Raw genomic sequence first — 21,387 nt, forward strand, 5'->3', positions numbered from 1 at the left:
ATGATTTTTTATAGAAATGAGTGAACGATATGTGGGGCCAATGGAAAGATAAACTAATGGACCTTTTTTATACGGAAGTTGAAGAAGAGGAAGTAGATACACAGAAGCGCTCAAATCATAGGATGCAAAACAAGGATAAGCTAGAAACGAAAGTCATGTACCAATATCCAGAGAATAAAGCATTTCGTTTTCCTGTCATTCCAGATAGGGGCGAACAATCGAAACCGATGGATACTCCCGCTTATCAACGAAGAAGTAGTGATGATTACAAACGAGAGCAAAGGATTCAGAAAAAAAGTAAACCAACGAATGAACAGAGACATGAACCTACCCGTGAACGGAAAAAACAAGTTAAGCAAGATCGAGGGCCGTTCCAACCTACGCAGGTTGCCTCGCCTATCCATGGTTATCAGCAACAGAAAAAGGATCAGGAAGTTGAAAATGTACCAGCATTTATTCGTAAGCAACATGAGGAAGAAGTAAAAGAAGATAGTACTGCCGAAAAGCCAGTATCTATAGAGCCAGAAGTTACGGAAACTGTTCCTGAAAAACCAGTTGCGGTAGATGATGAACAAGCGAAAACGGAAGAAGTAATTCAAGATAAGCCTTCTCAAATGGAAAAGGTTACCAAACCATCAGAACCAAAAAAGCGAATGAAAGATAAGAAAAAACGAAATCCAATTACAAATAATACGAAACAACAAGGAAGTCTACCATTTAATGTCATGATGTCGTCAAATGATAAACGTAAACAGGAAATACGTGAAAAGTTAAGTGCTGTAAGACCTGTAAAACCTGTAAAACCTGTAAAACCTGCAGAGACTGTAAAGCCTGAGCAACCTAAACCTAAACGGTCATTTGAGGTCCCAAATTATCTATTGAATGATCCTATCTCTAGAGATAATCAAGACCAAATTTGGGTAAGAGAACAACAAGAACTTTTAGAAAAAACGCTAAAACATTTCAATGTTCGAGCAAAGGTTGTAAATGCTACTCAAGGTCCTGCTGTTACTCGTTTTGAAGTACAACCAGAGATTGGCGTGAAGGTAAGTAAGGTGAAAAATCTAAGTGATGACTTAAAATTGAATATGGCTGCGCGTGATATTCGAATTGAAGCACCAATACCAGGAAAAAACACAATTGGTATTGAAATTCCGAATCAAACATCACAAACAGTAGGGCTACAAGAAATTTTTGAAACAAGTGCATTCCAAGGCAGTAGCTCACCATTAACAGTTGGATTAGGCCTAAATATAGAAGGTACACCAATGGTAACCAATATTCAAAAGATGCCTCATGGTCTTATTGCTGGAGCAACAGGATCTGGAAAAAGTGTTTGTATTAATACAATCTTAATCAGTTTATTGTATAAAGCTAGTCACGAGGATGTTAAATTTTTATTAATTGATCCGAAAATGGTTGAACTAGCGCCATTTAATGAAATTCCACATCTCGTTTCTCCTGTCATTACAGATGTAAAGGCTGCAACCATTGCTTTGAAGTGGGCAGTAAATGAAATGGAAGAGCGTTATGAAAAGTTCGTACATGAAGGTGTTAGAGATATTGAACGGTTCAATCAAAAAGTAATAAAACAAGGTCGTTCAGATGAGAAAATGCCATTTCTTGTTATTGTCATTGATGAATTAGCTGATTTGATGATGGCTGCACCACAGGATGTTGAAGATTCCATTTGCCGTATTGCACAAAAAGCCCGTGCCTGTGGAATGCATTTGTTAGTAGCTACACAACGGCCTTCTGTTGATGTCATCACCGGTCTAATTAAAGCAAATATCCCAACAAGGATTGCGTTTAGTGTTTCTTCACAAGTTGATTCCAGAACGATTATTGATACAAATGGTGCTGAGAAGTTACTTGGTAAGGGTGATATGTTATTTGTTGAGAACGGATCTGGTAAAAGTGTTCGTTTACAAGGTGCTTTCGTATCTGATGACGAAATTGAACGTGTTACACGACATATTCGTTCAATTGCCCCACCGGATTATTTATTTGAACAAGAACAATTGCTTGAACAGGTCATGGTTGATGAAGAAGACGAAGATGATTTATTATCGGATGCAATCAAGTTTGTAATGAAACAGAATGGTGCAAGTACTTCGTTATTACAACGTCATTTCAAGATAGGCTACAATCGAGCGGCGAGGCTAATGGACACAATGGAAATGCGTGGTATAATTTCTGAACAAAATGGTAGTAAGCCAAGAGAAATATTACTGTCAACTCAGCAACTGGAAGCAATGGAATAAAACTTAAAAAGGATGTTCAAAAAGTCATCAAATGATAAACGGCGAATTTCTTCGTTGCGAAGTTTTTCCGGTCCTCACGTATTAAAAGCATAGAGGAACTTCTACTAAAACCGTCCACGTCCTGTGGACAACGTAGAAGTCAGCACAACACGCGCAAGTCCGGTCCTCAAAATCTTCGCGCCTTGAACTTCTTGTTTCTAATTTGTCGACTTTTTGAACTCGTACTTAAAGCAGGCAAAAATTCTATTCTATGCTTTTTTGCTTGTGGATTCTGCGTTAGTTTAATATGATAGGGTATAAATGATCTTATCTATAAGGAGAAACAATGACATGAAGGAAATTGGACAAAAATTAAATGGCAAAATTAAACGATTAACAAATAAGACATTTAAATTTGATGACCGAATTAGTGAAGGTTGGTTTTCTGCTGTTTATTTTTTAAAAACAAAAGAAATTGCCGAGAAAAAACTACCGCATAATTATATAACAATGCAATTTTTTCAAAAAGAAGAAGCGGTATTGTGCGGAAGTGATGAAGCAATAGCGCTTATACATACCTTTGCCAATAATCCTGAAAAACTAGAAATTCATTCATTAAAAGATGGAGATAAGATCAGTCCATATGAAACGGTGCTAACCGTCTCTGGGCCGTATCAGGACTTTGGCTTTTTAGAGGGCATAGTTGATGGAATTCTGGCCAGAAGAACATCAGTAGCAACGAATGTATATAATGTCGTAAAAGCAGCGCGAACATCAGGAAAACAAAAGCCAGTTATTTTCATGGGGGATCGTGATGACCACTTTACCCAACAAGCAGGAGACGGTTATGCTGCTTTTATTGGTGGATCAACAGCTCAAGCTACACATGCCATGAATGAATGGTGGGGAAAGATGGGTATGGGAACAATGCCACATGCCTTGATTCAAATGTTTCGTGGAGATGTGGTAGCCGCTTCACACGCCTATCATGAAGTATATCCTGAAGATGAGCTCGTTGCACTAGTTGATTATAATAATGATGTGATAACGGATGCATTAAAAGTGGCAAGGGTTTTTGGGAAAGATTTAAAAGGGGTTCGTGTTGACACGTCACGAACACTTGTAGATAAATACTTCCTTAGAAACCATCATTTAATGGGAACTTTTGATCCTAGAGGGGTAAGCCCAGAGCTTATTTTCGCACTACGAAAAGCTTTAGATGAAGATGGATATCCACATGTTGATATAATGGTAAGTGGTGGTTTTACAGAAAAACGTATAACGTATTTTGAAAAACTAGGTGTACCAGTAGATATGTACGGAGTTGGTTCCAGCTTACTCAAAATCACTATTGGCTTTACTGGAGATAATGTTTTACTAAACGGTACTCCTTCTGCAAAAGAAGGAAGAAGATATCGTCCAAATTCACGACTAGAGCAAGTAGAATATAGTAAATAGGTTAGGTATACAAAATGTTGACATAGCTTAAACATTCTAGTTTACTAATAGGCATGTTTTGCTATAATAATGGGTATTAAATTTTTAGAAGTAGCGGATTTTTTATATATTTATTTGGAGGTTCTTTTTTATGACAACTTACCATTTTGTTGGTATTAAAGGAACGGGAATGAGTGCACTCGCACAAATCCTAAGCGATTCGGGAGAGAATGTTCAAGGTTCTGATGTAGAAAAGCGTTTCTATACGCAAGATGCATTAGAAGAAAAAAACATTCCGATACTTCCTTTTTCAGAAGATAACATAAAAGATGAGTTTACGATTATTGCTGGGAATGCTTTTTCTGATGATCATCCTGAAATCAAAGTGGCTAAAGAACGGGGTCTTACTTTTTTTAGATACCATGAATTTTTAGGGGAATGGTTAAAGCAGTATACGAGTATTGCAGTTGCAGGTGCCCATGGGAAAACCTCAACAACTGGCTTATTAGCTCATGTATTGGGCGCGACGTATCCAATCTCTTATTTAATTGGGGATGGGACGGGTAAAGGTCACGTAGATAGCGAATATTTCGTGTTTGAAGCATGTGAATACAGACGACATTTCTTAGAATATGAACCAGATTATGCTGTAATGACGAATATTGACTTTGATCATCCTGATTATTTTACGAGTATTGAGGATGTGTTTGACGCCTTTCAATCCATGTCTGATCGTGTTAAAAAAGGGATAATTGCATGTGGTGACGATGAACAATTACAAGAAATTCAGGCAAAAGTACCAGTTGTTTATTATGGATTATCAGACACAAATGATTTTCAAGCTCAGAATATGGTTGAGACAGAGTCAGGCACGGAATTTGATGTATTTGTTCGCAACACCTATTATAATACGTTCACAATACCAATGCATGGCGATCATAATATATTGAATGCACTTTCTGTCATTGCTATTTGCCATTATGAAGGTATGCAAGCAGAGGATATAAAAGCATTGAACACATTTAAGGGTGTAAAGCGTCGTTTTACTGAAAAGAAGGTAGACAATCAAGTTTTAGTAGATGATTATGCGCATCATCCTCGTGAAATTACAGCAACAATCGATGCAGCCAGAAAAAAATATCCAACTAAATCAATTGTAGCTATATTTCAACCACATACGTTTACACGTACGAAAACGTTTTTACAAGAATTTGCAGATAGTCTGAATTTAGCAGATTACGTTTATTTATGTGAGATATTTGGTTCGGCCCGTGAGGATTCAGGAAAGCTTACCATTAATGACTTGCAAAAACTAGTCGAAAATAGTAAAACACTAGATATTACTAATACAAGTATTTTAACAGAACATGATGATAGTGTATTACTATTTATGGGGGCTGGAGATATACAAAAGTTCCAACAAGCCTATGAAGAATCTAAAAAGTCTACAAGTACTGTAGACAACAGAAAAAATGCATAATCGATAAAAGGGTCTACAAAATGTAGGCTCTTTTTTGCGTTGCTCGAAAAAATAGAAAAGGCTGCACATTAAATCTAGAAGAACTGCTAGATTCGTGATACAATTGGGATAATGTGGTTATGTTTATGTATGTAAAAGAAGGGTATTACTAATAATAGTAACCGTATGAACAAAAACTTAGTTAAAAATTACATAAAGTAAGGAGTTGAACTAGTATATGGAAAATTTGTTGTACATTGCGGCTATTATTGTTGCTATAGCATTCGCTGTACTTGTAATTTATCTAGCAATGACCTTAAAGTCTACACAACGCACATTAAACAATGTTGCTGATACTGTAGAGGATTTAGAAAAACAATTACAGGGAATTACGACAGAAACTACAGCATTATTAAATAAAACGAATCGTTTAGCAGATGATGTCAATCAAAAGTCATCCAAATTAAATGGGCTTTTTGAAGGCGTTAAAGGTATTGGGGAAACAGTTAAAGACTTTAATCAGTCATTGAAAAGAATTTCAACAAAAGTTGCTGTTACAGCAGAACAAAATCAAGAAAAAGCTTCAGAAGCAGTAAAATGGGGATCGGCAATAGTGGACTTGTGGAAAAAGAAAAAAAATAGATTGTAAAAAACAGGAGGAATTTAAGTGGGAAATCAGGAGAACCAGAACATTAACAGTAAAGATTTTATGATAGGGACATTGATTGGTGGAATCGTTGGTGCAGCAGTTGCACTTTTATTTGCTCCGAAATCTGGAAAAGATCTTCGTGGTAATCTAAATCAAGGTGCAAGTGATGTAAGAGGACGTGCTAGTGAATGGAAAAACGTAGCATATGAAAAAGGTTCTGATTTGAAAGACAAAGCTTATGTAAAAGGGTCAGAGTTTAAAAGTAAAGCATTAGATTCAACCTCTCAAATGACAAAGAACTTTTCAGAGAAGACACAGGATCTTACTAAAACGGTTCAAAGTAAAATTCAAGACAAAAGAAATAAAGAAGATGAAGCTGAAGAAGCGGCTGAGGAAGTAGCAGAAGCTATCGAAGAAGCAGCAGAAGAATTAGAAAAGAAGTAAGATAAAAAGGGTAAGAGCTTGCAGTTCAAAGCTCTTACCCTTTTTCTGGAATCAACTTGCAATACTTTGTGATAACATTATGAACTTGCCACTATACATCGATTGTTTAGTATGTTCAATGGTATAATAATCAATACTAGTAAATATGGATTGTTTCTGTTACAACAATATTAAATGAAAATGACCGATCAGGTATACGGCAAGTCATAATTATTTTTGTGTTTTACTAATTGGTAGAGTATTATAGATGAAAAGATGATGATACATAGGAGGTAATAAGCATGAACATTACGATATATGATGTTGCTAGGGAAGCGAACGTGTCAATGGCAACTGTTTCACGAGTAGTAAATGGAAATCCAAATGTAAAACCAACAACAAGAAAGAAGGTACTAGCAACAATAGAAAGTTTGGGATACCGACCAAATGCTGTTGCACGTGGATTAGCAAGCAAAAAGACAACTACAGTAGGAGCGATTATTCCAGATATTTCAAGTATCTTTTTTGCCGAGTTAGCAAGGGGTATTGAAGATATAGCTACAATGTATAAGTATAATATTATTTTAAGTAATTCAGATCAGAATAAAGACAAAGAGCTTCAATTAATTAATACCATGTATGAAAAGCAGGTAGATGGTATTTTGTTTATGGGTGGATCAATAACAGAAGAACATGTCCAACAGTTTAAAAGTTCATCTGTCCCAGTTGTTTTAGCAGCAACCTATGATGAATCAAAAACGATTCCTTCTGTAAATATTGATTACAAACAAGCTGCATTTGATGCAACTAAGTTTTTACTTGATAAAGGTAATACAGCAATTGCATTTATTGCAAGTCAAGATGATACCTTCATTAGCAAACAAAAATATGTGGGATATCAGGAAGCACATAAAGATGCTAATGTTACGATAAATGACAAATACATGATAAAAGGTGATTATACGTATGACTCAGGTATTGAGGCAGTCGAACAATTATTAGCGTTAGACAATAAGCCGACAGCAATTTTTGTTTCATCAGATGAAATGGCCCTCGGTGTTATTCATGGTGCCCAAGATAAAGGATTGAACGTACCTGAAGATTTAGAGGTGTTTGGTTTTGACAACACAAGACTTGCATCTATGGTTCGTCCAACACTATCAACTATTGTTCAACCAATGTACGATATTGGTGCTGTAGCGATGCGTCTATTAACCAAATATATGAACAAGGAAGAGATACCCGAAAAGAAAGTCGTTTTACCACACAGAATTGTCGAAAGAAACTCAACAAAGTAATTAGTTATGCCGATATAAGTAGTAAATCTTATATGATTTACTAGCACATTAGGAGAGAGTACATGAGAAAAAGAGATATTTTAACTCCAATCGGCATAACATTAGGATTTATCATGATAATGATGGCCATCTTAACAAATAGCGGAACTGAAGGATTTATTTCGTTCCTTGATGTAGCATCTATTTTTATTGTAATTGGTGGTCTTGTTGCATCTCTATTGATTAATTTTAAGATGGAACAAATTAAATTAACAATAAAAGTTATGAAAGAAGCTTTTTATCAAGATAATCAGCGACTTCCAGAACTTATTCAATTATTTATAAAATTATCAGAGCGTGCTAGAAGAGAAGGTATTCTGGCGCTTGAGAACGAGTTAGACAATGTTGATGACCCTTTTATAAAAAAAGGAATATTACTAGCTGTTGACGGAATTGAGCCTAAAGTAATTAGTGATATCATGAATGCTGAAATTACGGCAATGGAAGATAGACATTATAAAGGACGGATAATTTTAGAAAAATCGGGGGAGTATGCACCAGCATGGGGAATGATTGGAACACTAATAGGTTTAGTCCTTATGTTGAACAGTTTACAAGACCCTAGTTCACTTGGCCCTAGTATGGCAGTAGCATTACTAACAACGTTATATGGTACAGTTTTAGCGAATCTAGTATTCATCCCAATGACAAATAAATTGGAAATAAAAACAGAAGAAGAAGTATTTATAAAACAAATTATTATTGAAGGTGTTATCGGGGTTCAGTCTGGGCAGAACCCTCGGATACTTGAAGAAAAATTAAGTGCTTTCTTATCCGAAGAAGTTAAAAAAAGTGATGTAAGTGGAAAAGAATCCACACCAGTGGAGGAGAGCATAAATGAAGCGTAGACCATTAAAGCGTTCTAAATCAACTGGTGCTCCAAAATGGATGGTTACGTATTCAGATATGATAACGTTGATTCTTGTTTTTTTCATCTTACTTTTTTCCATGTCCCAAATTAATTTAGTAAAGTTTGAAGCTATTTCAGAGTCATTTAAAAATCGCATGATATTTGACTTTTATCCCTCACCAGTTCCAATGGAAAACCCGACAGAGAATACAAGTGATTTGGAAAGCGGTAAAAACTCAAATGAATTCGAGAATCCTACACAGTTAAAAAATGTTACGGATCAAGACGATGAAAAGATTGAAAAAGAAGATACTTTAGATAAGCTAATGATGGATGTGGAACAATATTTAGATGAAAATAACTTAAATAACGTTATTTCTGCAAGCAGGAATGAACGTGGGGTGGTTTTGGTACTGCAAGAATTTATTCTATTTGACTCCGGTAAAGCGGAGATTCTTTCATCTGGTGAACCTTTTTTAAATAAGATTGGATCATTGTTAACGAAAATACCAAACCAGATAAAAGTGGAAGGTCATACAGATAGTAAACCGATGTCAAGTTTCCGCTACCCCTCTAACTGGGAATTATCAGGAGCGCGAGCAAGTAGTGTGGTTCGTTATTTAGTGGAGGAAAAAGACTTTGAGCAATCCCGATTTTTAATTGTTGGCTATAGTGATACAAAGCCACTTGCCCCAAATGATAGCCCAGAAGGTATGAGCAAGAATAGGCGTGTTGAAATCGTTATACTAGAAAATAATCAGGACCCAGCATAAAGCGAGAAGGCTTACGTTCACCTTCTCGCTTTTTTTGTATATTTCAATGTACTAAGGAGCATTTTATAGTTTTTTTCGTTGATTTCTTCTTTACGCGGAATAGTTGGTACGATACTTTTGCTATCTTGCCAGCTTGTTGGTAATTCAACGGGAGATTCAGGTTGCCATTTAGTGATCCATTCTTTTGGTAAACTGCCAACCAGATGATCGCCACTCTTCATCACATTCCAAACCTGAGCCCAAGCACGGGGAACTACACGCCATGTATCATAACCGCCTCCACCTAAGGCAATCCACTTACCGCCACAATATTGGTGCGCCAGCTCGTGGGCAAGTGTCGGTATCTTCTCATAAATGTTCATCGTACCACATAAATGGGTTAATGGATCATAACAATGCGCATCTGCTCCATTTTGCGTCACGATAATATCAGGTTGAAAGTAGTCAGCAATCTCTCTGAAGGCCGCTTCATAGAGCTGTAAGAACGATTCATCTTCGGTAAAAGCATCGATTGGCAGATTAAATGAATAGCCATGTCCTTCTTTGACACCCCGTTCATTAATATTACCTGTTCCAGGGAAAAGGTATCGGCCGGTTTCGTGGATGGAAAATGTACATACATTGGGATCCTCGTAGAAAGCCCATTGAACACCGTCTCCATGATGTGCATCTGTATCAACGTATAGCACTTTTAAGTCATACTTTTCTCTAATGTATTTTATCGCAACTGCACCATCATTATAAATACAGAATCCTGAGGCTCTACGTTTGAACCCGTGATGTAAACCACCACCAAGATTAAGTGCATGATCAACCTTTCCTTCTAATACATTATCAACAGCTGTTAACGTACCACCAACTAAATAACTTGATGCATCGTGCATATTTTCGAAAACAGGGGTATCTTCCGTGCCAATTCCGAATTCCAGTCCTTCATTTTTTTTGAGGAGACCAGTACTAGCTTTTTGTATAGCCTGTATGTATTCCGGATCATGAAACAATAATAGTTCTTCCGCCGTGGCCTTTCGGGGAGAAACAATTTCATCATTGCTTAATACTTTTGATGCAACTAGTAAATCCTTTGCAAGAATAACACGTTTTTGATTAAATGGATGATCCGCATGAAAATGATACTGTAGCATGGCATCTGAAAAAATAAATGAAGCATTGCAAGTCATGATTTTGGCCCCGTAATATTATTTGGCCACATTAATTCAAAACCAGCTTTTCGCAAATCATCAATAACAGGCGTAGGATTCATGGTTTGGATTCTAAAGACTAGAACCTTATAGTTCGGATCATTTTTATATGGATAGACAAGCACAGATATAATATTGGCTTTACGTTTACCAAAGACAGATGCAACTTCAGGTAGAATTCCAGGTTTGTGCGGAACTTTTACCTCTATATGTGAGCTTTGCACATTTGTACCAGTTATGTGTATGAGCGTGTATAACATATCTTTTTCTGTCACTATACCAACCAGTTTGTTATCACGAACTACGGGTACACAAGCAAATTCCTCATCATAAAAGATACCAGCAACTTCTTCAACAAAATCAAGAGGATGTACGGTAATAACTGGGTGACTCATAATTGTTTGAATTTCATTTTGTAGAATATTCTCTTTAGAGTTCTGATAAAAGATAGATGGACTTGCATCCCGAACATCACGGTCCGAAACAATTCCAATTACTTGTGTTTTACTATCAATAATTGGGATATGCCTAATTCTATTTTCCTGCAACTGCTTAGCCGCCTCAGCAATTGTTGCTGTAGGTGGTAGGGTGATCACATTTGTATTCATAATTTCTTCAACTAGCACCTATAATCCCTCCCTCATTTTTCGATACTGATGACGTTGTAAAAATCGTAGTTTATCGAATTGCCTAATCGATTCTTCTGGAACATTCTCGCCAATTTTTACCATCAAACAATTGGCGGGATGAGAGATAATTTCAGGGTCATCTGTTGGTGCAGGAAGAAGGCCTCCAGCAGCCATCATTTTTTCCATAACTTTTCGGTAATCCCATATACTTAGTTTTGTTCCGTCTAGGTCCCAATGCCAATAATACTCAGTTGAAATAACGATGTAATTTTGCATAAAGTTATCCATCATAGACACTTTTAATAGACCTGAAGCAACCTTAGAACCGCGGTATTTAGGTATAACTTCAATTGCTCCTAGCTCAATTAAATCCTCCATGTTAAATTCTGACCATCGTTCAAGCGGATCAGGATGTAAATAGGTGACATAGCCAACAATTGTATCTTCGGTTCGAGCAATGATTATTCGACCTTCTGGAAAATCTGCGATGTTAAGAACAGCCTTGAATTGTTTAGGTGCTGTACGAAATGCAGTTAACTGTTCATGAAAGTGATAATTTTCGAGTTCTGATGATGGTAGTGGCCCCTCAATTGTTAGTTGTCCATGGGTAGTGTCGTGTGTTAATAATTGATGGGATTTCACATGATTCATATTTTCACCGCCTACTCCTTAGTAAAAACTTGGCATTCGCTCCCGAATGGCTAAGTTTCTCCTATACTTAAATCCTTAAAAACTAATAGGGTTTCCTTAAGTGAAAAATAGGTTAGCTATCATTATTTTCTATTATACAGGATAAGCGTCTTCATTTTTAGTAAAAGACTGAAAAATTTTGAGTTGATGTCATTTATTTTAGAAAATTCGGCTTATCACAAAGCTTTTATGGCTAAACACTTTAGCTGCACTTATCTATTATCAGTGTAATAAAAAAACAACCTGTAGGGTTTTATTCCCTAGCAGGCTGGTTAAAATATCTATTCTTCTTTATTTTTATCGGGGTCTTTTTTAACCTCAGTATCACCATCGCCTTGCGCTGGTGGTTCTACTGGAGGTGTTACTGGTCCATCTCCTGGATCAGTAGGTGGGTCTTCTTTATCCTCTGGCTTTTTAGGTTCATTCGGGTCTTTTGGTTCATCAGGCTTAGGATCAGGTTTAGGTTTAGGCTCTGGTTTAGGTTCCGGTTTAGGATCTGGCTCAGGTTTCGGCTCTGGCTTTGGATCTGGTTCTGGTTTAGAGAGGTCTCCTACCACAACTCCTTCTGAAGCCGTTGACTCCATGCCAAAGTAGTCTACTGCTTTTATACGATATACCGCATTGCCATCACTTACGCCAAAGCTAGTTGACGTTGTATTTCCGATTAATGAAAATGCGCCATCTGGCTTTGATGCACGGTAGATGCGATAACCAACCACATCTTTACTACTTGAGTCATTCCAAGTTAGATTGCCACCAGACTTTTTAATGGAAGACGGAGTTGCAGGTGCTTTACCGTCATCCGCGATAGTCGAACCAACCTCACCACTCGGTACACCAATTCTTTCCCATTTCGCACGATCTTTTGCTGGGAATAGCTTCGTTAAATCATTTAGCCTATCATAATTGTTTTTCTTTAAGAATTCAGGATTAAATGTTAACCCATTGCCATTTACGAATTCTTGTGGTGTTTTAGGTCCAGCGACAACTGCTTTACCATCTACAAGTACATATGACCCAGTAATTAAACTATCATCCGTTTCGGTTGGTACGTATTTTGCATTAAATAAATCACTGTACACAAGCCCTGCTTTACTACAAAGGTCTGATGGAAGCTTTCCAGATATTGCACAATAACTTCTTTCTACAATTCCATCTGGACGTTCAAAATTAGCTTCTGGAGCCATTAACTCAGGATTAATTTCTGTTGCTTTGTTAACTAGCTTTGCCCATAGCTTCATGTTTCGCTCGTTGTAAGGCGCACAATTATCACAGTTGTTGAGGGGGGATGGTGTATCATAGCCAATCCAAGTTCCCATTGTTATATTTGGATTTGTTCCAATAAACCAGTAATCATGCCAGTTCTCTGAAGTACCAGACTTTCCAGCCCAATCAACAGATGATGCAGTGTTCAACTGTGATTGTAAATAGGTAGCAGTACCATAATCAAGTACATCACGCAACACATCCAACGTTAAATAGGCTGTTTGTGGCGAGAACACCTTAACTGGCTTTGTTTTATGTTCATAAATTACTTTACCGTCATTTGTGGTTATTTTATCAATCATATAGCCATCGACAAACTCACCGCCATTGGCAAATGTGTTATAGGCATTGATGTTCTCTTCAATAGTAACTCCGCGTGTTGTAGCGCCGATACCTAGTACAAGATTGCTATATTCTGCATCCTTAATTGTTGAGATACCCATTTTTTCAATATATTCTTGACCAATACCCTTGTTCATTAGTTTATTATATACTGCTATAGCGGGTACGTTAAACGATTCTGCAAGAGCTTTTCGCGCAGAAACAATACCATTAAAGCTACCAGAATAGTTATCGGGTGAGTATTTACCATAATACGTTCTTACATCTGCTAAAGGAGTCCCAGGCTGTAGTATGCCTGTTTCAAAAGCAGGAGCGTAATCAAGTAATGGTTTCATCGTACTACCATTCGAACGTTTTGCTTCAGTCGCATAGTTGAAGGTATTTTCAGGTGAGTAGCCGCGACCACCGATGAAACTAATAATTTTCCCCGTATTATTATCAATTAACATTCCAGCTACCTGAACCGGTTCAACAACTTTTACCTCTTCACCAGTTTCTTCGTCTGTAACGGAATATGTTCTATCAGGGCCATAATTTTTATAGTTTTTAATGATTTCCTGATGTGCTACATAGATTTCTTTATCGATGGTTGTATGAACCTCATAACCATTTTTACGTAGTGCTCGATCTGCAAGAATCATGTATTCTTCATTTAGTTTTTCATCATTTTGTAAATCTTCTAGCGTATATCCATCTTCTGAAGCAATTTGTTTAGCAAGTATTTTCTTTGCCCGTTTTTCTGCTTCGTACATAAGATATTGGTATTGGTCCATTGGCGTTTCCGATTCAAGGTTAAAATCAGCTACAATATCGTATTTTAAAGCTTTTTCATACTCTTCCTTTGTAATATATTCGGCTTCATACATACGATTTAATACTGTTCCCATTCGGTTTAGTCCAGGCTTAAGTGCTCCTGGATCCTTTAATCCACCACTGTTTTTAAATGGCGTATAATAGGATGGACTTTGCGGAAGTCCAGCTAAGTAGGCTGCTTGTGGAAGGTTTAAATCTTTTGCGTCTATACCAAAAATTCCTTGTGCTGCCGTCTGAATTCCTGCAATGTTTCTTCCAGATGCTTCTCTACCATAAGGTACAATATTAAGGTATGCTTCTAAAATTTCCTCTTTATCAAAGAATCGTTCTAATCGCAATGCAAGTAAAATTTCTTTTGCCTTTCGTTCAAAAGATACCTCGTTTGTTAAGATCTGGTTCTTAATCAACTGCTGTGTTAATGTACTACCACCAGTTTTAACAGCAGCATTTGTTGCTTCTTGAACAATCGCACGTAAAATCGCTTTAGGCACTACACCTTCATGTTCTTTAAAGTTACGATCTTCTGTCGCTATAACTGCCTGAATCAGTGTATCTGAAACATTCTCAAGTTTCACCTCTTCACGCATAATATTGGATCTTATATCACCAAAGTATTTATTTTCTGCAAAATATAATGTCGATGTTTCTTCATAGTTGTAAATATCCGCTTCCATGCTTTCGTAGCTTCGTATCGGTTCATCCTTTACTAAGGAAGCAAAGTATCCTGCGCCGACACCACCTGCAAAAAATAAACCAACAACACCTATAATAATAAAGAACAAAATAATGTTCCATGTGACATCATATGTAACCCGCGACGTGCGCTGAATTTTACCTTCATTCCACTGGGTTTTTATCTTTTGATAGGAATCATTTATTAGTTTTTTTATTTTATCCATATCCATATTCATATTTAGCCCTCCTAAATATTCACACCATATTATACCATACTAGCTATCTAGTAAAAATAATAATTCTTTTAAAATTCCATTATTTATGTTAACCTAATTTTATATAGGTTTACATAAGGAGCTGATTTGTATGAATAGAAACAAGTATAACTTAAGAAGTATGATCGTTTGCTCCATGTTTGCAGCGGTTACAGCAGTTTTGGCGCAAATTGAAATTCCTTTACCGCTCGTTCCAATTAGTGGACAAACATTAGCGGTTGGGTTAACGTCCACTATAATAGGAAGTAGATTAGGCGCAATCGCGATGATGTGCTATGCCGCTATTGGTGCAGTAGGTGCACCAGTTTTTGCTGGGTTTAGCGGTGGGCTGCACGTTTTGTTAGGTCCAACGGGTGGCTACATTTTCGGATTTATAATTGCTGCATACGTAATAGGCTATATTTTAGAAAAAAGTAGTTATACCGTTAAGATGGCTATGCTAGCGAATACGATTGGTATGGTTATAATTCTTTTATGTGGTACATTGCAACTAAAATTTGTGTTAGATTTAAGTTGGTCTGTAGCGCTTGTATCTGGCGTTTATCCATTTATTGTAGTTGGACTGATAAAAGCATTCCTAGCTAGCTGGATTGGGATTGTTGTTAGAAAAAGGCTAGATCAAGCGAACGTATTGTTAACACAACATCGAGTATAAGAGCTCGAGGTTTGCGATTATATTGCAATTTTTTGCTTAATGTGGTAACAATAAATAATAGTAGTTCTAATTATATATGTAAATGCAACGAAAGATCGAAGTAGTTTTGCAAATCCATTTTAAAGAGAGTTAGCGGGTGGTGGAAGCTAACATACATTTGCAAGCGAATTACAATCTGGAGCTTTTTCTACTTAGTAGAAACGGTGAAACCCCCATCGTTAAAAACCCCAAAGTGGCATTTCTATGCAACAAGGGTGGTACCGCGAATAAACTCTCGTCCCTTTACCAGAAAGGGGGGAGTTTTTTAATATTTAAAAAGTATAACAGGAGCGTGAAGAAAATGACTGTATTACAAGATCTAGAAAAACGCGGTTTGATTCATCAGACCACTGATAATGAAGGATTAGCAAAACATCTAAAAGAAAACCAAGTGACATTGTACTGTGGATTTGATCCAACTGCCGATAGTTTACATATTGGTCACCTTTTACCGGTTTATATGTTAAAAAGATTCCAAAAAGCAGGTCACCGTCCAATAGCATTAGTTGGCGGGGGAACAGGGATGATTGGTGATCCAAGTGGACGCTCATCTGAACGTTCATTAAATGAGGATACTATTGTGAAAGGCTATAGTGAAAAAATTAAACAGCAATTAGCTAACTTACTGGATTTTGATAACGGAGAAAACGCTGCAGTAGCAAGAAACAACCATGATTGGCTAGCGAGTATGACAGTAATAGATTTCCTCCGAGATGCTGGGAAGCATTTTGGTATCAATTACATGCTTGCAAAAGAATCTGTTTCAGCTCGAATTGAGCAAGGAATTTCCTTTACTGAATTTAGTTACATGATTTTACAATCGCTTGATTACCTAAAACTTTACGAGCAGGAAAATTGTACATTGCAAATTGGTGGAAGTGATCAATGGGGGAATATTACTGCTGGAATGGAATTAATTCGTCGTTCACGTGAGAATTTAGAAGAGGAAACAAAAGTATTTGGATTGACTGTTCCTTTGATTACTAAAGCTGATGGAACCAAATTTGGAAAAACGGCTGGTGGGGCTATTTGGCTGGATCCTGAAAAAACGACTCCATATGAATTTTATCAATTTTGGTTTAATGCAGATGATCGTGATGTCATTAAGTTTATCCAGTATTTTACATTTTTGGAGCAAGAAGAAGTCGATACATTGATTGATACCGTAGAAAATAAACCGGAAGAGCGTTTAGCTCAAAAACGTTTGGCGGAAGAGATAACAAGGGTAGTCCATGGACAAGAAGCGGTTGATCAAGCTCAAAAGATTTCCGCATCGTTATTTAGTGGAGATTTAAAATCTCTCTCTAAACAAGAAATTGAGCAAGGATTCAAAGATGTGCCAACATATCACGTAAATAAAGAGGATATTGGTTTAATTGATTTACTTGTTGAAGTGAAAATATCATCATCAAAAAGACAGGCTAGAGAAGATATTAGTAATGGAGCTATTTACATCAATGGCGAAAGAAATCAGGATTTAAAGCATACGGTAACAAAGACTGATCGCATTGAAGATACGTTTACAATTATACGAAGAGGAAAGAAGAAGTATTATTTAATAAGTTATAAATAAAGACTGTTTTCTAAAAGATTGTTGTTTTTGACACAAAAGATATAGAATGCGACGTAACATACTGCTACGGAAGTACATTACAACGTAACTGCTGGTTGTTTTCCGCTGCGGACCGTTGCTTTCCGCGGGCACGGCTTCAGCCTCCTCGAGAAACCCACTCCGCGTGGTCTTCAGACACGTGCTGTTCCCGCAGGAGTCAACGGTCCTCCGCTCCAAACAACTTCCATAAATTGCTGAATACCTGTATGAAGTAAACTACCAAGTAAATTTAAATTGTTAAGCCCAAACCTAGTGAAGGAAATCCACGTAGACTCCTGCTTAGAAAGCGAAGACGATGAGACCCCGCAGTGAGCGGTCTTTGCGATCGAGGAGGCTCAGCGCGAGCCCGCGGAAAGCGTAGTGGATTTCCAGAACGGTTGCAGTGCAACGAACATGAATTTTAGTTACGTCGCATTTTATATCAACTTCGGTGGTATGAGCAACAAACTATACGAAAACAGCCAAAATAAAAAAGCAAGGTCCATGTTGTAATGGACCTTGCTTTTTAAGTGCTTCTTAACGAGAGTAGAACTCAACGATAAGTGCTTCGTTAATTTCTGCTGGAAGCTCAGTACGTTCTGGGTAACGTGTATAGCTTCCTTCCATTTTATCTGCATCGAATGATAGATAATCAGGAACAAAGTTATTAACTTCGATTGCTTCTTTAACGATGTCAAGTTTTTGTGACTTTTCACGTAGACTAAATACCTGACTTGGTTTTAGACGGTATGATGGAATATCAACACGTCTGCCATCTACAGTTACATGGCCGTGGTTTACAAGCTGACGCGCTTGACTACGTGTGCGTGCAAGACCTGCACGGTATACAAGGTTATCTAAACGTGATTCAAGTAGAATCATGAAGTTTTCACCATGAATACCTTTCTGCTTACCTGCTTGGACAAATAAATTACGGAATTGACGTTCGTTCAATCCGTACATGAAGCGTAGTTTTTGCTTCTCTTGTTGTTGCAAGCCGTATTCAGAGATTTTTTTTCTTTGGTTTGGTCCATGTTGACCAGGAGCGTAAGGGCGTTTGTCTAATTCCTTACCAGTTCCAGTTAATGAAATGCCAAGACGACGTGATTTTTTCCAGACTGATCCAGTAAAACGTGACATAGGACATTTCCTCCTTTATTATTTTATTTGCATAAAAATAAGCGACCGTGTTCCTATCCGTCTGCTCATTTTGTTTTCATGTACCATCGCTCCAGCAGCAGAGAGTTACACGATACACCTCTAATTTGAGGAACAAAATGATAACAAGCGTCGGTTCACAAAGGCTACCTTTTTATTTTACACAAAGAATAGTATATAAGTTTATTATATAAAAGTCAATCATTTCTGCACAAATGCTTATTAGAAAACTTGGCTTATCGCCAAGCCTTAATTGCACTCATGAAGTAAGAAGGGATTTAAACTTTCTTAACTGTTAAAAAAAGCTAAAAAAGAATATAGCTTTACATACCTTAATATAGGAAAAAATTCCTATTTACTATATAATCAATATATAATAATTGAAAAGTTTACTAAAAAAGGTAACGAAAATTCATTTGATGATAGGTGATCACTGATGATAAATCAAAGTCAACTAAAGGAAAGTATGAGGAATATTTTCTTTGAACTTATTTCAGATATAGCAACCACCTCTTATGTTCAGTTATTAAACCAGGTTTCGATTCAACTACAAGATCTATTAAATGTTCCATATGTGGCTATTTATTCTTATAATCACTGGGAACAAACATATAACCGTGTAACAGGTGATCGGCATAACGAATTAAGAAAACAATTAGTTGAAGGTGTACCCATAGATAACTATTTTAATCGAAACATTCATGATTTAAAAACGCGAACTCAGTTCTTGCATGCAAAAACTGAACCAAATGCTTTTTTGTTTCTAGCATATCACCAAAATGATGACAGATTTAATAAGGAAACCTTAGATATAATCAAAGAAGAATTAAAAAATGTGTTAAACATATTTAATTACGATAAAATGAGTAAAGAGAAGGAAGAAAGAAATGCTTTTTTATTCGAAATTACGACTAAGTTTTACTCGGTCTTCTCCAAAAAAAGTATTCTGACAGAAATTACAAAGGCAATGGATAAATGGTATCCTAACTTTAATTATCATATTTTATTGTCCCAAGACTATGAGGAAGAGACATCTTTACCGATTAGGACGATAGAATATAGTGATGATGCAACAAAGCGAGTTAGTACACAAGCCTTTATAACTGGGGAAGTCCAATTAGAAGATCGTTTGAAAGATAAAAAGACTTGTCTATATGCGCCACTAAAAGGAAAGCAAGGTGTCTATGGTGTTTTACAAATTGTTACACCAAATTCGGTAGATTTTCCGCAAAAGGAAATTGAGTTTATCGGACAGTTTGCGACTGTAGCGGGAAAAGCAATTGAAAGTGCTACACTTTATCAGAATTCAAAGCATTTGGTTGAGGATTTAAAGCTAATAAATGATGCGACGCACGCATTGAACTCAAACTTAAAAATTGTTGAAATTACTACTATCGTTCGTGAAAAAATAATAGAAGCTTGTGGAGCCACACAAGTTGGGTTTATCTATACGGGAGAAACACAACATCACATGATAAACGTTTTATCCGGAAGTACAAATTACTTTTTTACAAGTAGCGGAGAAGAGAGCGCAAATTTTATTTTCAATCAAGTAATGACGACGAAGGAACCAATAATTAGTGGAAACTATACAATAAATGAAACTGATTTTTCCTTTCCTTCTCTGATGGCTATCCCAATGTTACATGCGGGTACAATACATGGTGTACTAATTATTATTAAACAAACTAAATACGCCTTTTCTTTTGATAACTTCAAGCTTATGCAATCGCTAGTCCAGCATTACACGTTAGCATTGACAAACTCTATATTAAATGAAAAGTTAAAAGTAGTAGCGATAACGGATTATTTAACACAGTTATATTCTCGCAGCCATTTAGAAGAAGAAATTCAAATGCATCTAAAAAGAGATGAAAAGGGCACACTTATTGTTATAGATATTGACGACTTTAAAGGAATTAATGATACGTTTGGACACCATATTGGTGATGAAGTAATTATTCAAGTTGCCTCTATCGTGCGTGCGCATACAAGTGACAATGATGTTCCAGCCCGCTGGGGAGGGGAAGAGCTAGCTATTTATTTATCAAATGCAACGATTGACGAAGGAGTTCATATCGCTACTCAAATAAGAAAACAGGCTGAAAATTTTACAAATCCTAAGGTAACATTATCCTGTGGAGTTGCTACATGGGACTATACAAAAAAAGTAAATGCGAAAGAATTGTTTGTACGAGCAGATAAAGCATTATATGCAGCTAAGAAAACGGGCAAGAATTGTGTAGTAAAAGAAATAATTGAAATGCGTATTCGAAATTAGTCTAGTTAAAAAAGAATGCTTTCCAAAACATCAGATCGTTTTGGAAAGCATTTTGTTAGTTTAACGAGGATTGCACAATTGCAGCGAATTTCTCTATATATTTTTTATCTGTTTCGTCAAATCGATTGGTGCTTGGACTATCGATATCTAATACACCATAAATTTCATCGTTAACAACTAAAGGTACGACAATTTCTGATTGGCTGGCACTATCACATGCTATATGTCCAGGGAATGCGTTAACATCGGCAACCACTTGGGTTTCTTTTGTTTCAACAGCAGTTCCACATACCCCTTTACCAGTTGGAATTCGAATACAAGCAGGAAGTCCTTGGAATGGACCTAGAACCAATTCGGTATCTTTATATATATAAAATCCTACCCAATTCACATTTTCTAGAAATTGATTTAAAAGTGCTGATGCATTCGATAAATTGGCGACGTGATCAGGTTCATCGTTCAATAATGCTTTTACCTGTTGTAGCAACAATTCGTAATCCTTTACACGATCTCCTGAGTAACTACTTGTTTGAAACATATACATCTTCCTTTCTTTGATAAAATTCGACTTGCCCCCTGCGTTAATTGTCGAGAAGAAATTGC

Annotated in this window: 17 protein-coding genes and 1 other annotated feature; of the genes, 11 read left to right on the forward strand and 6 right to left on the reverse strand. The window is 36.7% G+C overall.

Annotated features, from left to right (window positions below; genetic code table 11):
* Positions 1–29 precede the first annotated feature (29 nt).
* The 8 genes from CFK40_RS08015 to motS all read left to right on the forward strand — a co-directional run bounded on the left by CFK40_RS08015 (position 30) and on the right by motS (position 9,171).
* Positions 30–2,264, forward strand: a complete 2,235-nt coding sequence (locus CFK40_RS08015) for a DNA translocase FtsK (protein WP_089531810.1) — start codon at positions 30–32, stop codon at positions 2,262–2,264.
* Between the two features lie 330 nt (positions 2,265–2,594).
* Positions 2,595–3,701: a nicotinate phosphoribosyltransferase gene (locus CFK40_RS08020; protein ID WP_089531811.1), complete on the forward strand. Its 1,107-nt coding sequence runs from the start codon at positions 2,595–2,597 to the stop codon at positions 3,699–3,701.
* Between the two features lie 130 nt (positions 3,702–3,831).
* Entirely contained in the window at positions 3,832–5,160 is a 1,329-nt protein-coding gene (gene murC / locus CFK40_RS08025) for a UDP-N-acetylmuramate--L-alanine ligase (RefSeq protein ID WP_089531812.1), read from the forward strand.
* A 217-nt stretch (positions 5,161–5,377) separates the two neighbouring features.
* Positions 5,378–5,788 (forward strand): DUF948 domain-containing protein, encoded by a 411-nt coding sequence (locus CFK40_RS08030; RefSeq protein ID WP_089531813.1) that lies wholly within the window; start codon positions 5,378–5,380, stop codon positions 5,786–5,788.
* 18 nt (positions 5,789–5,806) lie between these two features.
* Positions 5,807–6,232 (forward strand): YtxH domain-containing protein, encoded by a 426-nt coding sequence (locus CFK40_RS08035; RefSeq protein ID WP_227001898.1) that lies wholly within the window; start codon positions 5,807–5,809, stop codon positions 6,230–6,232.
* A gap of 281 nt (positions 6,233–6,513) precedes the next feature.
* Positions 6,514–7,509 carry a catabolite control protein A gene (ccpA, locus tag CFK40_RS08040; RefSeq protein WP_089531814.1) on the forward strand — a complete coding sequence of 332 codons (996 nt, stop codon included), beginning with the start codon at positions 6,514–6,516 and terminating at the stop codon, positions 7,507–7,509.
* A 62-nt stretch (positions 7,510–7,571) separates the two neighbouring features.
* Entirely contained in the window at positions 7,572–8,396 is an 825-nt protein-coding gene (gene motP, locus CFK40_RS08045) for a flagellar motor protein MotP (RefSeq protein WP_089531815.1), read from the forward strand.
* Positions 8,386–9,171, forward strand: a complete 786-nt coding sequence (motS, locus tag CFK40_RS08050) for a flagellar motor protein MotS (protein ID WP_089531816.1) — start codon at positions 8,386–8,388, stop codon at positions 9,169–9,171. The genes motP and motS overlap by 11 nt, the downstream gene beginning before the upstream one ends.
* 17 nt (positions 9,172–9,188) lie before the next feature.
* Here motS and CFK40_RS08055 read toward each other — a convergent pair whose 3' ends face one another.
* The 4 genes from CFK40_RS08055 to CFK40_RS08070 form a co-directional block, all read right to left on the reverse strand.
* On the reverse strand, positions 9,189–10,349 hold the full coding sequence (locus CFK40_RS08055) for an acetoin utilization protein AcuC (RefSeq protein ID WP_089531817.1): 1,161 nt from the start codon (positions 10,347–10,349) through the stop codon (positions 9,189–9,191).
* On the reverse strand, positions 10,346–10,996 hold the full coding sequence (locus CFK40_RS08060; RefSeq protein ID WP_089531818.1) for an acetoin utilization AcuB family protein: 651 nt from the start codon (positions 10,994–10,996) through the stop codon (positions 10,346–10,348). Before CFK40_RS08060 ends, CFK40_RS08055 begins: the two co-directional genes overlap by 4 nt.
* Entirely contained in the window at positions 10,997–11,650 is a 654-nt protein-coding gene (locus CFK40_RS08065; RefSeq protein WP_089531819.1) for a GNAT family N-acetyltransferase, read from the reverse strand.
* A gap of 320 nt (positions 11,651–11,970) precedes the next feature.
* A complete protein-coding gene (locus CFK40_RS08070) occupies positions 11,971–15,021 on the reverse strand; it encodes a transglycosylase domain-containing protein (protein ID WP_227001899.1) in 3,051 nt (1,016 codons plus the stop codon).
* Between the two features lie 130 nt (positions 15,022–15,151).
* Between CFK40_RS08070 and CFK40_RS08075 the strand changes: the two genes are divergently transcribed.
* Positions 15,152–15,715, forward strand: a complete 564-nt coding sequence (locus CFK40_RS08075) for a biotin transporter BioY (protein WP_089531820.1) — start codon at positions 15,152–15,154, stop codon at positions 15,713–15,715.
* Between the two features lie 78 nt (positions 15,716–15,793).
* Positions 15,794–16,000: a binding site (T-box leader), on the forward strand.
* Between the two features lie 55 nt (positions 16,001–16,055).
* Entirely contained in the window at positions 16,056–17,327 is a 1,272-nt protein-coding gene (gene tyrS / locus CFK40_RS08080) for a tyrosine--tRNA ligase (protein ID WP_089531821.1), read from the forward strand.
* Between the two features lie 555 nt (positions 17,328–17,882).
* On the opposite strand, the gene rpsD is transcribed toward tyrS, so the two are convergent.
* Positions 17,883–18,485 (reverse strand): 30S ribosomal protein S4, encoded by a 603-nt coding sequence (rpsD, locus tag CFK40_RS08085; protein WP_089531822.1) that lies wholly within the window; start codon positions 18,483–18,485, stop codon positions 17,883–17,885.
* A gap of 454 nt (positions 18,486–18,939) precedes the next feature.
* Here rpsD and CFK40_RS08090 point away from each other — a divergent pair, with 454 nt between their 5' ends.
* Positions 18,940–20,784: a sensor domain-containing diguanylate cyclase gene (locus CFK40_RS08090; protein WP_089531823.1), complete on the forward strand. Its 1,845-nt coding sequence runs from the start codon at positions 18,940–18,942 to the stop codon at positions 20,782–20,784.
* Between the two features lie 55 nt (positions 20,785–20,839).
* On the opposite strand, the gene CFK40_RS08095 is transcribed toward CFK40_RS08090, so the two are convergent.
* The gene (locus CFK40_RS08095) at positions 20,840–21,322 is read right to left on the reverse strand and encodes a GAF domain-containing protein (protein WP_089531824.1); all 483 of its coding nucleotides are present in this window, start codon (positions 21,320–21,322) and stop codon (positions 20,840–20,842) included.
* Positions 21,323–21,387 lie beyond the last annotated feature (65 nt).

It is taken from the genome of Virgibacillus necropolis (assembly GCF_002224365.1).
Lineage (GTDB): Bacteria > Bacillota > Bacilli > Bacillales > Amphibacillaceae > Virgibacillus_F > Virgibacillus_F necropolis.

Excerpts from the sequence above, each read along its gene's own strand:
- CFK40_RS08015 (WP_089531810.1), top strand. The coding sequence starts at position 30 with ATGTGGGGCCAATGGAAAGATAAACTAATGGACCTTTTTTATACGGAA.
- CFK40_RS08065 (WP_089531819.1), bottom strand. The coding sequence starts at position 11,650 with ATGAATCATGTGAAATCCCATCAATTATTAACACACGACACTACCCAT.
- murC (WP_089531812.1), top strand. The coding sequence starts at position 3,832 with ATGACAACTTACCATTTTGTTGGTATTAAAGGAACGGGAATGAGTGCA.
- CFK40_RS08090 (WP_089531823.1), top strand. The coding sequence starts at position 18,940 with ATGATAAATCAAAGTCAACTAAAGGAAAGTATGAGGAATATTTTCTTT.
- CFK40_RS08030 (WP_089531813.1), top strand. The coding sequence starts at position 5,378 with ATGGAAAATTTGTTGTACATTGCGGCTATTATTGTTGCTATAGCATTC.
- CFK40_RS08095 (WP_089531824.1), bottom strand. The coding sequence starts at position 21,322 with ATGTTTCAAACAAGTAGTTACTCAGGAGATCGTGTAAAGGATTACGAA.
- CFK40_RS08075 (WP_089531820.1), top strand. The coding sequence starts at position 15,152 with ATGAATAGAAACAAGTATAACTTAAGAAGTATGATCGTTTGCTCCATG.
- CFK40_RS08070 (WP_227001899.1), bottom strand. The coding sequence starts at position 15,021 with ATGAATATGGATATGGATAAAATAAAAAAACTAATAAATGATTCCTAT.
- CFK40_RS08055 (WP_089531817.1), bottom strand. The coding sequence starts at position 10,349 with ATGACTTGCAATGCTTCATTTATTTTTTCAGATGCCATGCTACAGTAT.
- CFK40_RS08020 (WP_089531811.1), top strand. The coding sequence starts at position 2,595 with ATGAAGGAAATTGGACAAAAATTAAATGGCAAAATTAAACGATTAACA.
- motS (WP_089531816.1), top strand. The coding sequence starts at position 8,386 with ATGAAGCGTAGACCATTAAAGCGTTCTAAATCAACTGGTGCTCCAAAA.
- ccpA (WP_089531814.1), top strand. The coding sequence starts at position 6,514 with ATGAACATTACGATATATGATGTTGCTAGGGAAGCGAACGTGTCAATG.
- rpsD (WP_089531822.1), bottom strand. The coding sequence starts at position 18,485 with ATGTCACGTTTTACTGGATCAGTCTGGAAAAAATCACGTCGTCTTGGC.
- motP (WP_089531815.1), top strand. The coding sequence starts at position 7,572 with ATGAGAAAAAGAGATATTTTAACTCCAATCGGCATAACATTAGGATTT.
- tyrS (WP_089531821.1), top strand. The coding sequence starts at position 16,056 with ATGACTGTATTACAAGATCTAGAAAAACGCGGTTTGATTCATCAGACC.